Raw genomic sequence first — 14,778 nt, forward strand, 5'->3', positions numbered from 1 at the left:
TCATTAATCTCTTGCGGTAGCATCAAAGCTGCAGAAATGCAAGCGACTTTGTTCTAAAAGAACCTTGACATATTGAGGTTACAGTTGTAAACTGATAATGGGTTACAACTGTAACCTTTAAGGAGGTAATGATATGGGTTCATTAGCAGCAAAAATAACAGATTCAGAAGCAGAAATAATGCGAGTATTATGGGAAGCAGGATGCGAGCTTCCTATTGCGGAGATAAGAAAAATATTGGAGGAAAACAGTAATTGGGAAACTTCCACAATTAAGACACTGCTTCGGAGGCTATGTGAAAAGGGCGTTGTTTTGGCAATAAAAAGGGAAGTATTCTATTACAAGCCTCTTGTTAGTGAGGCTGAATTTAATGAATACTCTACCCAAAACCTGATTGATCGTTTGTTTGCAGGCAGTGCCAAAAAGCTAGTGGCATCCTTAGTAGGAAGCAAGAAACTGAATAAGTCGGACATTGATGAGCTTCGGAATATGTTTAAAGTAGGTGATAAGGATGAATGAAATCGTTAAGGTTGTGTTGTCCCTCTCATTGTCCGGCAGCATTCTTGCCTTGTTTGTACTTGTATTGAAACCATTAATAAGGCATAAAGTATCAAAATCCATACAATTTTTACTTTGGATAGTAGTTGTTTTTAGATTTTTATTACCATTCTCTTTTGAAAGCAGCTTTATTAATGAGTTGTTTTATAATCGCGATGTAATAAATCATCCCATAAGCTCTCAGAATCCTATAACCCAAAATTCAGACAGCATAGACAAAACTTTAGATTCAACCGACCCCAACTATTCAATCAATTTATCAGAATTATCAGAATCATCGAAATCAAATAATTCATCTAATTCATCTGTAGAGGCCCAAACTTCAGGCTTTCATGGAAATGTGGCTCATAGTCAAACAATAAGTTGGGAACATTTTATTGCAAACTTAAAAGATCTCCTTAACAGATATGCCCTATATATTTGGATATTAGGAATATTAACAGTTTTAATTTACAATCTGGCAGTATACATAAGATTCATAAAGCAAATAAAAAAATCAAATATACCGACAACTGATGAGCAAAACCAGGTTTTAAATAACTTATTAAATGGACGTTACAAGCTGAAACTTTTTCTAAATCCATATGTGGAAACACCAATGCTGATTGGCGTAGCTAGCCCTATGGTTATCATTCCCGACATAGACTTTTCGGAAAGGCAGCTTAAGTATATTCTGCTTCATGAGATTAACCACATGAAGAGGTTTGACATAGCAGTAAAGTGGCTGACAACGATAGCTCAATCCATTCACTGGTTTAATCCTCTGATGTACCTTGTAAGGAAGGAAATCAACCATGCCTGCGAATTAGCTTGCGACGAAGCTGTCATAAAAAGCCTAAGTGAAAAAGAAAAGCAGGACTATGGGGATACCCTTATAGATGTTGCAGCAGTTGGTAAACATCATATAGGAGCATTACAAGCAACCATGTATGAAGAAAAAAAGAGCCTCAAGGATAGACTTATAGCCATAATGAATCATAAAAAGAAGTCAAAAGCCATAATACTTCTATCTGTAGTTCTATTTGTATCCGTTATAGCAGGTGCCTTGTATTTAGGAGCAGGTATTGGAATGAGTGCTAATACTCCAAATATTTATATTAGTGCTGAATATGAAAATACAAAGACAGCAGTAATTGGAACCTATTCATGGAATTCTGTTCATGCTGACTCGGTAAGTCCGCTTGATATGAAATACAAGCCTGACAATGTAGTTAACATAAGCTCAAGACAGCAATTGTCAATAAGCACACAAAAATTAAAAATTGACAGGAAATATGATTTCACATTAAAGAGTCTTAAGGTTTATAAGGATGGCAAAAAGGTACAGTTTGAGTCTCCTGAAACAAGTATAATGAATGGGGTTTTATACTGTCAGGCACCGATTGATAGCGGTGAATATATATATGAAGTTATTCTGGGGTTTAAAGATAGAGGGCAGGTGAGTTATTATTTTGTTGTTCGAGTTGATATGATGACCTTTGATTTAAACCGGATTTCAAAGTTCAGAACACCTTATGTAGGTGATGCACCCAAGGTTTCGGATTTGGCACAAAACTTGCCTCCGCCCGAAAAAAGTTTTAATCAAAGATATATTTCATTGGAAACAAATAAGCGACCCTATGGACTGACTATGTTTTATGAACTTAAATATGACGGCACATATGTTAGTGAATGGCCGCTTATAAAAAGAGGCGATGGAAGCTATTCCAATCTGCAGAAGAATGCACTGGTTTTATTTTGTATGATTGATAATGTAGATAAGGTGACATTTGCATTCCGCAAATCACCGTCTGATGGAAAGCTTGATGAAGCAAAATATGACTCGAAATTTACTTTCTTGCGGAGCGATTATGAAAGGTATGGGGATCTTTTTGTACTAGGTAAAGACCTTCACAGGCTTCTTGGTGTTTTGGAAGGTAAGAATATTGATATAAAGGCTATAGACGATGCAAATAATATAAATAAGCAAGAATTCTCTAACGAAGAGATTATGGCAGCAAGTGCGGTCATTGAAGAATACTTTCGTGCCGTTAAGGCAAAGGATGAAAAAGCTATTTTAAAAACCTTAACACCAAGATACAGTGGTCCAAATGTAAGATTGTATGGTGATGAAACCGTTACATTAATATCAAGCCAAGGTAATTCTGATGATCCTATGAGATACAGCTATGTTCAAAATGGCCGAGGAAAAATAAATGGTACAAATGTGGAAAATGTGATCGTGTTTAAAGTGAAATATAACGTCCATTACCCGAAGGGGGTTGTTACTGGCCCACTTAATGAGGGTGATTATTCAGATTGGAATGTGATTCTAGTCCGTAAGGATAAAAATTCTCCGTGGCTCATAGACGATCAGGGATATTGAATGTAAAAACTTGTAAACATAATATTGTGTTTTGTCCTACAATTTTGTTTTAAACGAGTTTAATAAATCCATATATACTATGAAAATAGAGGAAAATCAGCTTGTATCATCCTTTTTTCAACCTAATATTGGTTGACATAAAGCATGCAACATTATACAATTATATAGGAAAAACTATCTTAATAATAAAAGGAGTAGAAACTTATGAAAAAAGGTATAATGGTACGAATTGCAGTTTTAGCCAGTGTTTTTATGTTCTGTATTGGAGTTGTTGCTTTTGGGGCTTCAATGAGTACTGAAATAAAAGCCATACTCAGCAAAGAGATTAAAATCAGGTATTCAGGAGCTGTTCAGGAAATGAAAGATGCATCAGGAAATGCTGTGTATCCCATTTTATATAATGGCACTACATATATTCCCGTTCGTTCTGTCAGCAATATGTTGAATATACCTATAAACTGGGATGGTGATACAAAAACTGTTATTATCGGAACAGAAGAAAAACAGCCCAAAAGTGTATTGAGTTTCAAGGCGAAGACATCCGGTCATAGCAGTAAAGTAACAGATAAAGGTTCGTTAACTGTAAAAGGAGAATTTGGAGCAGATATAAAATATAATGATGGAATAGCTTATGAGCTTTGGAATGGTGGTGCTTCTGAGGGAATTAGTCCGGCATATAAGGCTGAAGTAGGCGGAACATATAGTAAATTGTCATTTGATGTGTATCTTTCAACTAAAGATGCACATATTGGCAAACAATTTACAATATATATTTATAATGTTGATACTGGAGAAACCTTGGCAAATATTAAAGTTGATGGAGGACAGATTAAAAAAGTTGAAGAAATTGATATAACAGGAGTAAAAACAATAGGATTCTCAGCAAATGGTATCTCTGGAGCAGGAAGTCACGGCTATGCATATTTCTTTAATCCTACAGTTAAATAATTTATAAATTAGAGTAAAATACATAAAAAGATGGCATCTTTTAAATGGATGTCATCTTTTGCTATGTCTGGGAAATCGTCATATATACTGTGCCTTAATAACCTGCATCATTTTTACATGTATACCAGCACTTCATGAGGGAAAAATAACGACGAGGTGATGACATATGAAAAAAATAGGTGTAGAAAAAGGTTTGACTAACGTTGCAGACTATTTAAAAAATCAAGGATATAAGGTAGAGATACTAAGTGAAAATATTGAAAATAATATTGCAAAATATGGCAATCTGGACGTAATTGTTACTGCAGATTATAACACTAATATGATGGGCTTTTCTGATACGTCCACCAACATTCCTGTTATTACTGCCAGCGGGCTTACAGCAGAAGAAGTAAAGAACATGATAGACCAGAAGGCTGCTAAATAAAACCAAATTTGAAGCGATTAGTAAACTGACAATTAGTCATCAACCCTCCTACCTGTGTATCTCAAGGGGCAGGAGGGTTGAGTCATTATAGCGTGATTTGAATATTGGACCACAGGCTGTAGACATAATTTTCCAAAGGAGGAGTTAAGATTATGAAACAAATAATACTTGAATCCATATTGTATACTGTAATAGGCTATTTTATAGCTTTACTAATCGCAAGGGCAGTTGGCAGAAAAATGATTTCCCAAATGACTTTTTTTGATTATGTTATAGGGGTTTCTTTGGGTTCAGTAACAGCAAATTTAGCTATGGTATCGCAGATTCCGAATTCATCTGCTATTAGTGTATTAATTACATTGGCTGCTCTTACCGTTCTACTGGACTATGTTCACATTAAAAGTTTTTTTATAAGAAAGAAACTGGACTCGGAACCAACAGTTCTAATTGAAAATGGTAAGATAATTAACCAAAACATGAAAAAAAGTCATGTTACGATCAATGAACTCTTGATGCAGTTAAGAGGAAAAAATATGTTCAATATAGCCGATGTGGAGTTTGCTATTTTAGAAACGGATGGAAGTTTATCGGTGCAACCCAAATCACAAAATTTGCCTTTAACTCCATCAGATTTAAATATTTCAACAAAGTATAAGGGACTGACTAAGGATTTGGTGATTGACGGCAGCATTATGTCTGAAAACCTTAAAGATATCAAGCTTGATGAACAATGGCTTTATAGTAGAATCAAAGATTATGGAGTGACAGATATAAAGGATGTATTTTATGCAGGTCTGGACTCTTTAGGTAACTTGTTTGTATCCAAAAGGCAAAAAGGCAGTGAAAGGCATGGACAGCATGGTATTGAATAGAAGATAATATACATAAAAAATCTTGTATAACAACGCATTCCTAAGCAAGCCTTCATCAGATTATATTAAATAGTATTAAAAGACTTTAAGTAGTGTTGCTATATATTCATAATCCAGATATAATAAGATTCAGATGTAAAGTTGACCTGAGATGTACGGGAAAGCTTGTTGTTTGAACCTACAAATGAAATAAGGGAGTCTAGCTTTGAAAGATGAAATCAGACCTCAGTACTAATACCGCCATACTGCATAAGCAGTGTGCAACGGCAGGGGAAGGTTGAAGTTTTCAACAGGACACCCACCTAGTTAAGGCTAGGTGTCAAACAGCAAGTGAAGGCATTTTGGGTATTTAATTACTTAATAATTAATAGATAATTTTAATATAAATATAAGAGTACTCTTTGATAGGCAGAAAGCCCATAGAATTTAAAGTGGTATTAATCACTTTTATTTTATGGGCTTTAGTTATATAAGCCTAAACGTCATACAGGTATTGGTTGTACCAGTTGCTCTTCTGCAAAGACTCTCTCTTGGTAATCCTTAATAACATCTACCAATGGCTGCATTTTCTCAAAAAACACAACAATTACGTCACCTTTTGCGGCTTGCTGTAAAGCTATTCTTAAAGATTCCGCCTCATCCGGTATTACTTTAATGTGTTCAGTGGAAATACCGGATGATAATGCTCCACGGTATAAAATGTTCGCAACTTCCAAAGGTTGTCTTTCACGTAAATCCTGGTCTTCCTTAACATAAATATAGTCAAAAGAACTCCCGGAGATTTTTCCTACATTAAAAATATCCGTATCAAGCCTGTCTCCGGGGACCCCTATGACCCCTATCAGCCGTGAGGGGTTTAAGGCGTTCAATCCCTCAATGGTAACACGATAACCTTCAATGTTGTGTCCGTAATCAAGAACAACCTTGAAATCTTTAAGATCATAGATGTTAAAACGTCCTGGGTTGCTGTTTGCATCACAGGTGAACTCACTCAAAGCTTCCCATATGGAATCAAAGGATATTCCAAGAGCAAAACTTGCACCAATTGCAGCCATGCTGTTATAGATATTATGCTTTAATCTGCCTCCAAGTGTTGCCGGGATGTCTGTTAAGCTTATGAAGTTCCTTGTAACACCCATACAAGTTATATAAATTCTATTATTCCTCTTGTAGACTGCGGACCCGCCATTGGCTATGTGATCTAGCAGTATGGGATTTTCGTCATCTATAGAGAACAGTATCTGGTTTCCCTTCGCTTTTCCCCTTGCCTTCATCACCCAGGTATTATCAGCATTAAGAACACATGCACCATCGCCTTTCACCGCTTCAATAACAAGTGACTTTGCATGGAGCAATTCCTCCATTGTATTAATTCCATCGACACCAAGATGATCTTCTGTAAGGTTGGTAAAAACAGCGACATCAGCTTTATCATAAGCCAAGCCATTCCGCACAATACCGCCTCTTGCTGTCTCAAGCACGGCGGCTTCAACCATCCGGTTATGAAGTATTCTATTGGCACTTTTAGGTCCTGTTGTATCTCCATCTTCAATGCATGTATCATTAATATAAATCCCATGAGTGGTTGTTGTGCCAACCGTAAGCCCCTGCCGCCTTAAAATACTGCTTATCATTCGGGTAGTGGTGGTTTTTCCGTTGGTTCCTGTAATTGATACTATTGGTATTGAGGATGGAGTACCCTCTGGAAACATCATATCTAAAATCGGGGATACCACATCTCTTTTTTGCCCTCCGGTAGGGTTAATATGCATTCTAATTCCTGGAGCAGCATTAACTTCTACAATGGCGCCATTATTTACACCCAATGGCTTTGATATATCAGGGGTAACAACGTCAATTCCTGCAATATCCAGACCTATCGCCTTTGAAGCTTCTTCAAAAATCTCTATATTTTCAGGGTGAACAAGATCGGTGCAATCATATGCTTTTCCTCCTGTGCTAAGATTTCCATTATCCCTTAGCCATATTTTTTGGTTCCTGTCAGGTATATGAGAGAGGGCCATACCTTGCTTATCAAGAACAACCTTCATACTTTCGTCTACCTTGATCTTAGTAAGGGGTTTTTCATGATCTTCTCCACGAAGCTCATTTTGGTTTTCAATTTCTATCAACTCCTGGATTGTATGTTCTCCATCCCCTATAACATGAGCGGGAACCCTTTCTGCTGCGGCGACAACTTTACCGTTAACAACCAATACACGATAATCCTTGCCTTCAATGTATTTTTCGACAATACATTCTCCATCGAGGGTTAGTGCCTGTAAAAATGCCTCCTTAAGTTCGTTCTCATTTTTTATATTTGTAAATACAAATTTACCCTTACTGCCGTTATGAGGCTTTACCACAACAGGGTATCCTATTGCATTTGCTTCAGATATAGCTTCATCAATATCCAGGACTAACTTCCCCTTCGGAACTGGAATAGAAACTTCCTCCAACAATGCTTTTGTTAAATGCTTGTTACCTGCCGAATCTACCGATATGCTGCTTGTACCTTCATACAGCGTAGCAGATATCTTTTTCTGGTATTTTCCATAACCCAACCTTATCAGATCCCCATCATTTACCATACTGACAGGAATACCGCGTTTTTTCGCTTCAGCTATGATAGCTCCGGTACTAATGCCTATATCATATCTGATACATATTTTTTTCAACCTTTCAAGTTCACTATCTATATTAACAGTTCTACCATTAATTAAATTATTCAATGTATCTATAATAAATAAACCACATGCTTTTCCAATTACTGTGTGAGGACATGTAAAAATTACATGATATATATCATCCTTCACTTGACGAGCTTTTCCATGCTTTATATCATAACCCAGAATTTTCTGCACTTCCAGGCATAAATGCTCCGATACATGAGCAAGGTAGGTGCCTTCCTTAAGTCTGTCAACAAAACCCCCTACATAACCGGTACAGCACTTATGCTCTTTTATTCCCGGGAAGAGACCGATGATTTGTTCATTCAAAGTCCCAATGTCCTTTGTAGGAGTATCTGCAAATTCACCAAGCTTTACTTGTAACCTCACAACCGGTTCCCTCAAACTATAAATATTAGGAGCATCAAAAACTCGTATTTCTTCTATTTCCAAACTTCTCACTCCAATGCTTGATTTTTTTGTATATATATATTCTGAAACATTTGATGGAGAAATATTTTTGTGAATAATGTATGAAAAGTATTATGAGTTACATTTATACCATAATTATGCTTTTTAGAGAAATTGCGTGATTTATCCGACTGCTTTTCATACAGATATATTGATATTTTTTCCTTTGTTGGTGTTATTACAATTGTTGGAATTTTGTGGGCGTTAATTTGAATTTTAACAATTCACATTTTTAATTGTAACTTTTGACCACAAAATTCCGTTATAATTAGTGTATTGGATAAAGGGGTGAGTATGTGGAGGGCTTTAAAAAGATTTACAAAGATAACTATTATAAAGTTAACAACTACCTAAGAAATATTTGTAAAGACATTGAGCTTGCAGAAGACCTAACTCAGGAAACCTTTTATAAAGCCCTCTTAATGTTTTATAACGACAAATCATCCTATTTATGCACTAAATGGCTAATTCGTGTTGCACACAATAATTTTATAGACTATGTGAGAAAGAACAAGATTAATATGGTGAATTTTGAACCTTTTCATGAGGATGTAAAAACTGAGGTAAATAGTGATACTGATAAAATACATTTAGTTGAGGCATTAGGGATGCTGACGCTGCGTTTTAGAACAGTATTATTGCTAAAGGACCACTATGGTTTTTCATATAAGGAAATAGCGGGGATCATAAATTCTACAGAGTCTATAGTTAAGGTAACTTTGCACAGGGCAAGGAAAAGGTTTAAGGAGGTTTACAATGACCATGAATGAAGAATTGGGATCACAGTGTGAGGTAGTAAAAAAGAGTCTGCCTGATTTTTTGGAGGGAAAATTGTCAGAAGGTGAAAATGAAAGTATTGAAAATCATCTCAAAGAATGTGATGAATGTTTTAGCATACTGGAAGGTTTAAAGGCTGATTCTATTTTGGAGTCAAATGAAAAGGAACTGGAAATTAAGGAAAGAAATCTGGAAAACAGATTTTTTAAAAGGGTATTTGGCAGAATAGTTTTAGCTTGTGTGTTGGTGATTGTTATTTGCTACATAGTTCTTACATTTATTTTCCAGACAATATTGGCAAAGCCTTTGATGAAGAAACATGAGATGATAATTGGTGCCCTAAATGACATTGTTCAGTTCAATATCCCCGGGGGAAAGGCTAAAGGTGGATGGTTAGGCCGTCTGGGTCCTCTTGAATCCATAAATGTATTTGAGTTTGAACAGCCTCTTTTATATAATAACACCCGCAGCGGAAAATTTGATTTGGCTGTTCCAAATTATATTGGAGAAATAGACTGGAAAACCACATACATAACTAATGGTGATGGTACGGTGTTTGACTGGCGTGAACCTGCTTTTAGAAATGAGGACTCTCTGAAAGAAGTAAAACCCAGACTTGAAGCGGTTAAAGATTGGAGTGTATGTTCTTTGGTTGTCTATTTTGAAAAGCCTGTAACTCTTGAGAACCTGGATACCATGGTTGCTAAAATCGATAATGGCCATAGAGAATGGTGGTTTTCCATTGATATAAGAGGCCTTGATATAAATAAATGGGGCTACAAAAACACGGGTTTATCGCATACTAGTTGGGGATTTCCGTTGGATATAGAAAGAATGGGCTTTTTGGCACCAGATGTAACTGGTTCACCCAAAAACGAAGCTGCTTCAAATGATGGGGTGGAAGATGGCACTAACCTGGATGAGTTATGGGCTCTTGATCCTAAACAACCTGTATCTCAAAGCTTTAAATATTTCAAAAATGAAATGAAGAGGTTTATTGAGTACTCGAAATACCTTAAGGACGATGAGTTCACTTCCGACATCATAAAGGTCAATGATCTGATTGCATCAAAAAGCCTCAGATTTAACGGTGCACTTTTAAAAGTTCCTACCGCATCGGCACTTAAGCTTTTTGAAGACAAAAACATAGCTGATGTTCGTATTGTAAAGGTTGACTTTAATTATAAAGGATGAATATCTATATTATAATAGAAGTGAGTTAGGAGTGATAAAATTGAATTCAAAAATTGGGCTAGGTACTCTTTCAATCCCTGCGTTTTTTATTGGTATTTTATTTTCAATCAAAATCGGAAGAACATTCTGTCTTGGAACGATATTATTAGATGCCATAGGAATAAGCAGAAGTTCAGTGCTATACAACAAATTATTTTTATCATTGATTTTTTTTATAGTAGGGTTTATACTTGGGTTGGTTTTCAAGAAAGATGAGGGGGCGAGCTTTGGCAAAAATATGTGTATGATTTTTGGTTCTGCAGTTATTATTTTTCTGGTTGCTGCATATGGATTTCATGTAGATTTGCTTTATCCGTTTTATAAATTTCCAGCTTAGGATAGCTATAATAAAAGTTTGGCCAAATTGTTCATAAAATCAACTGAGAACAATTAATCTGCAAAGATATTGAAATATTCTGCTGTAACTCTTTAAAAATGTCGAAACATGAAATGACAAATTGCAAATATTCAGCTATAATAAATATGGTCATAAAGAATGTTAAAAAAATAACTTACTTTTGATATTATAGTGTAATCTTGCATCTGGCATAGCAAAGCAAGGAAGTTTTGAAAAAAGCATTGACGCTTCAAAAGTTTTATTGCCTAAGTAAGTATATAATTCTAACCGTATCTATTAGGAAGTAAGAGATGATTAATATTACTAATTCTTCTATGATTACCAGATTGGTGCTATTCCGTTGATATATAAATATGGTATTGATGCGGTTTATATATAATCCTTCCAAAATTGTGTTTTATAAATAGGATTTTGAAAGAATTATATAACTCATCCCTTATATACCAATGGACATGTTTTATAGTATTCCATATATATTATGTGCGTACTGCAAAACATTTATTATAAATTTTTAAATTAAATTATAATGTAAAGAGGAAAAGGTTATGAAAACATTAACAAATCACAAGCGAATTAAAGTTACTGTCAATGGCCGTGAAATTGAGGTTTATGACAATCTGACCATCCTTCAGGCGTTAATGCAGGAGGATATCCATATACCTCATCTATGCTATGACATCAGGCTTGAAAGGTCAAATGGAAACTGTGGGTTATGCGTGGTAGAAGTAGAAGGAAGAGATGTGAAGGCGTGCCAGACTCCTATTAAAGAAGGAATGGTTATCTGCACCAATAGCCCTAAACTTGAAAATTATCGTAAGATACGTTTAGAGCAGCTACTTTCAGACCATAATGCAGATTGTGTTGCCCCATGTGTGATGACTTGTCCGGCTAACATAGACATCCAATCCTATCTTCGTCATGTGGGAAATGGAAATTATGAAGCTGCAATCCGTGTAATCAAGGACAACAATCCTTTCCCTATAGTATGTGGCCGTGTATGCCCACATACATGTGAAGCAGCATGCCGCCGCAATCTTGTAGATTCACCGGTAGCAATCAACTATGTAAAGAGATTTGCAGCAGACTTGGATATGGAAAAGGGGCCATGGATTCCGGATGTAAAACCATCAACAGGTAAGAAGATAGCAATTGTAGGTGCAGGTCCTTCAGGTCTTTCAGCTGCATATTACAGTGCAATAAACGGTTATGATGTAACTGTATTTGAACGCCAGCCACATGCAGGCGGAATGATGAGATACGGTATTCCTGAATACCGTTTACCAAAAGCTACTTTGGATAAGGAAATCGATATTATGAAGAAGATGGGTGTCAAGATTATGACAGGTAAAGCGTTAGGAACGCACATCCGTCTTGAAGACCTTAATAACGATTTTGACTCGGTTTATCTTGCAATAGGTTCATGGCGTGCAACCCCTATGCATCTTGAGGGAGAAAACCTTGAAGGTGTATGGCTTGGAATACAATACCTCGAGCAGGTAACAAAAGGTATGGACATAAAACTTGGTGATAATGTAGTTGTAATTGGTGGTGGTAACACTGCCATAGACTGTGCCCGTACAGCACTTCGTAAAGGTGCTAAATCAGTTAAGCTGATCTATCGCCGTACCCGTGAAGAAATGCCGGCTGAGCCATATGAGGTTGAGGAAGCTTTGCACGAAGGAGTAGAAATGCTGTTCTTGATGGCACCAAATAAAATTGTTATGAATGGCGGAAAGAAAACACTTCACTGTATGGAAATGCAGCTTGGAGAACCTGACCGTTCCGGCCGTCGTCGTCCTGTTCCTGTTGAGGGCAGTGATGTTTTGATAGATGCAGACACAATTATTGGTGCAATTGGTCAGAGTACAAACACTCAGTTCCTATATAACGATATGCCTGTTAAGCTTAATAAGTGGGGCGATATAGAAATTAACGGCCATACTATGCAAACATCTGAAGTTAAGATATTTGCAGGTGGCGACTGTGTTACAGGTCCTGCAACAGTTATCCAGGCAGTAGCAGCAGGCCGTCATGCCGCTGATGCTATGGATAGTTTCCTCACAAAGGGATATGTTCATGAACAAAACGCAGACTATAGCTGCAGTCGCGGCTCCATGGAAGATCTCCCTAAGTGGGAATTCGAAGAAATGCCTAAGATTTCTCGTGCCAAAATGCCGGATCTAGCTATTAGTCAGCGTAAAAATAATTTTGATGAAGTTGAGCTCGGACTTACTGAAGAAATGGCTAGAGAGGAAGCTAGACGCTGCCTTAAATGCGGATGTAAAGAGCGTTATAGTTGCGATCTTAGAAAGGAAGCTCAGGCTCATAAAGTTGAATATGTGAATCCGATTCATGAACGCCCATTTGTACCTATAGTGGACGATCATCCATTTATTATTCGCGACCACAATAAATGTATTTCCTGCGGACGTTGTATTGCAGCATGTGCAGAAATTGAAGGTCCTGACGTTCTTACTTATTATACAAAACATGGAAGACAGCTTGTTGGAACCAAAAGTGGTTTACCACTTCAGGAAACCGACTGTGTAAGCTGTGGTCAGTGTGTGAATGCTTGTCCTTGCGGTGCTCTGGATTACAGACGTGAAAAAGGCAAGGTATTTAGAGCAATCAATGATTCAAATAAGGTTGTGGTAGGTTTTGTTGCTCCTGCGGTACGCAGTATCGTTTCATCTTATTTTGGTATCCCATATGATGAAGCATCACCTTTCATGGCGGGAATATTAAGAAAAATGGGATTTGATAAGATATTTGACTTCTCATTTGCTGCCGACCTGACAATTGTTGAAGAGACAACAGAGTTTTTAACACGTGTTGATAAAAAAGGTGTAATGCCTCAGTTTACATCATGTTGTCCGGGATGGGTAAACTTTGTTGAAAAACGTTATCCTCAAATTATACCACATCTTTCAACATGTAAATCACCACAGCAAATGATGGGTGCGACTGTTAAGAATCATTATGCAAAGCTGGCTGGAGTAAAAAAGGATGATCTTTTTGTAGTATCAATAGTACCATGTCTTGCTAAAAAACATGAAGCTGCACGTCCGGAATTTGCTCCTGAAGGAATCAGAGATGTGGATGCTGTTCTCACTTCAAGTGAAATGCTTGAAATGGTTGAACTGTTGCGTATAAAGACTTCTGATATAGTACCTCAGGAGTTTGATGATCCATACAAGAGGGTAACAGGTGCAGGGGTTCTATTTGGTGCATCGGGTGGTGTTGCTGAGGCTGCTCTACGTATGGCTGTTGAAAAGCTCACAGGAAATGTGCTTACGGATCATCTTGACTTCGAAGAAATTCGTGGTTTTGAAGGCCTCAAGGAAGCTACAGTTGATGCAAACGGTACAAATGTACGTGTTGCGGTTATAAGCGGCCTTCATAATGCAGAGCCGATCGTGGAAAAGATAATACAGGGTGTTGATGTTGGGTATGATCTTATAGAGGTTATGGCATGTCCTGGTGGATGTATATGCGGTGCAGGGCATCCGGTACCTGAAAAGATTGATGCCATGGAAAAACGCCAGCAGGTTCTTGTAAATATAGATAAAACTGCTGAATATCGTAAATCTCAGGAAAACCCTGATATACTGAGACTTTATAACGAATTCTACGGTGAAGCAAACTCTCACCTGGCACATGAGTTGCTGCACACAAGCTATACGCCAAAAGTTGGTGACAATGCTTGCAACACTGTTCGTAAGAAAGCCAACTCGACCTTTGTAACACAGGAATTCACCATCTGTATGTGTGATTCATGTGCAAGCAAGGGTTCAAAAGAGCTGTATAGCAATATGTCTGAGACTATAAAGAAACTGAAGATGGATTCCTTTATAAATATAAGAACTATACGTTTAAAGGATACCCACTCAGGCAGCGGAATATATATAACTCTTAACGGCCAACAGATTGATGAATCTGCACTTGGCAGTACATTCAAGAGTTCTAAATAAACCAAATGTAAGAGTGTTAAAGCTTTTAATATAATATAAAGGGCTGCTGCAAATATGTATTTTATCTAATACATTTTGCAGCAGCCTTGTTATATATAAGAGATTAATAGCTCAAAATAAATAATTATGTT

10 protein-coding genes and 1 other RNA gene are annotated in these 14,778 nt (G+C 36.9%); 10 read left to right on the forward strand and 1 reads right to left on the reverse strand.

Annotated features, from left to right (window positions below; genetic code table 11):
* Positions 1–133: 133 nt before the first annotated feature.
* From Bccel_RS25195 to ssrS, 6 genes are all read left to right on the forward strand, one after another.
* Entirely contained in the window at positions 134–517 is a 384-nt protein-coding gene (locus Bccel_RS25195) for a BlaI/MecI/CopY family transcriptional regulator (protein ID WP_036943569.1), read from the forward strand.
* Positions 510–2,921: a M56 family metallopeptidase gene (locus Bccel_RS25200; protein WP_050753842.1), complete on the forward strand. Its 2,412-nt coding sequence runs from the start codon at positions 510–512 to the stop codon at positions 2,919–2,921. Before Bccel_RS25195 ends, Bccel_RS25200 begins: the two co-directional genes overlap by 8 nt.
* A 204-nt stretch (positions 2,922–3,125) precedes the next feature.
* Positions 3,126–3,869, forward strand: coding sequence for a stalk domain-containing protein (locus Bccel_RS25205; protein ID WP_036943571.1), 744 nt, complete (start codon positions 3,126–3,128; stop codon positions 3,867–3,869).
* A 166-nt stretch (positions 3,870–4,035) separates the two neighbouring features.
* A complete protein-coding gene (locus Bccel_RS25210) occupies positions 4,036–4,296 on the forward strand; it encodes a YkuS family protein (protein WP_036943573.1) in 261 nt (86 codons plus the stop codon).
* 152 nt (positions 4,297–4,448) lie between these two features.
* Positions 4,449–5,168, forward strand: coding sequence for a DUF421 domain-containing protein (locus tag Bccel_RS25215; protein ID WP_036943575.1), 720 nt, complete (start codon positions 4,449–4,451; stop codon positions 5,166–5,168).
* 140 nt (positions 5,169–5,308) lie between these two features.
* Positions 5,309–5,520, forward strand: a non-coding RNA gene (gene ssrS / locus Bccel_RS29260) — 6S RNA.
* 130 nt (positions 5,521–5,650) lie between these two features.
* On the opposite strand, the gene cphA is transcribed toward ssrS, so the two are convergent.
* On the reverse strand, positions 5,651–8,290 hold the full coding sequence (gene cphA / locus Bccel_RS25220; protein WP_036943576.1) for a cyanophycin synthetase: 2,640 nt from the start codon (positions 8,288–8,290) through the stop codon (positions 5,651–5,653).
* Positions 8,291–8,604: 314 nt separating this feature from the next.
* On the opposite strand from cphA, the gene Bccel_RS25225 reads away from it, so the two are divergent.
* From Bccel_RS25225 to Bccel_RS25240, 4 genes are all read left to right on the forward strand, one after another.
* Complete coding sequence (locus Bccel_RS25225) at positions 8,605–9,078, forward strand: RNA polymerase sigma factor (RefSeq protein ID WP_036943578.1); 474 nt, start codon at positions 8,605–8,607, stop codon at positions 9,076–9,078.
* Positions 9,065–10,279 carry a zf-HC2 domain-containing protein gene (locus tag Bccel_RS25230; RefSeq protein ID WP_036943580.1) on the forward strand — a complete coding sequence of 405 codons (1,215 nt, stop codon included), beginning with the start codon at positions 9,065–9,067 and terminating at the stop codon, positions 10,277–10,279. Before Bccel_RS25225 ends, Bccel_RS25230 begins: the two co-directional genes overlap by 14 nt.
* Positions 10,280–10,319: 40 nt before the next feature.
* Positions 10,320–10,655, forward strand: a complete 336-nt coding sequence (locus Bccel_RS25235; RefSeq protein WP_036943582.1) for a hypothetical protein — start codon at positions 10,320–10,322, stop codon at positions 10,653–10,655.
* Positions 10,656–11,221: 566 nt separating this feature from the next.
* On the forward strand, positions 11,222–14,647 hold the full coding sequence (locus Bccel_RS25240; RefSeq protein ID WP_036943584.1) for an NAD(P)-binding protein: 3,426 nt from the start codon (positions 11,222–11,224) through the stop codon (positions 14,645–14,647).
* Positions 14,648–14,778: the final 131 nt, after the last annotated feature.

Origin of the sequence: Pseudobacteroides cellulosolvens ATCC 35603 = DSM 2933 (assembly GCF_001262605.1) — a bacterium.
In the GTDB taxonomy this organism is placed as follows: Bacteria; Bacillota; Clostridia; order Acetivibrionales; family DSM-2933; genus Pseudobacteroides; species Pseudobacteroides cellulosolvens.

Coding starts and splice junctions, on each gene's coding strand:
- Bccel_RS25195 (WP_036943569.1), top strand. CDS start 134: ATGGGTTCATTAGCAGCAAAAATAACAGATTCAGAAGCAGAAATAATG.
- Bccel_RS25200 (WP_050753842.1), top strand. CDS start 510: ATGAATGAAATCGTTAAGGTTGTGTTGTCCCTCTCATTGTCCGGCAGC.
- Bccel_RS25205 (WP_036943571.1), top strand. CDS start 3,126: ATGAAAAAAGGTATAATGGTACGAATTGCAGTTTTAGCCAGTGTTTTT.
- Bccel_RS25210 (WP_036943573.1), top strand. CDS start 4,036: ATGAAAAAAATAGGTGTAGAAAAAGGTTTGACTAACGTTGCAGACTAT.
- Bccel_RS25215 (WP_036943575.1), top strand. CDS start 4,449: ATGAAACAAATAATACTTGAATCCATATTGTATACTGTAATAGGCTAT.
- Bccel_RS25230 (WP_036943580.1), top strand. CDS start 9,065: ATGACCATGAATGAAGAATTGGGATCACAGTGTGAGGTAGTAAAAAAG.
- Bccel_RS25240 (WP_036943584.1), top strand. CDS start 11,222: ATGAAAACATTAACAAATCACAAGCGAATTAAAGTTACTGTCAATGGC.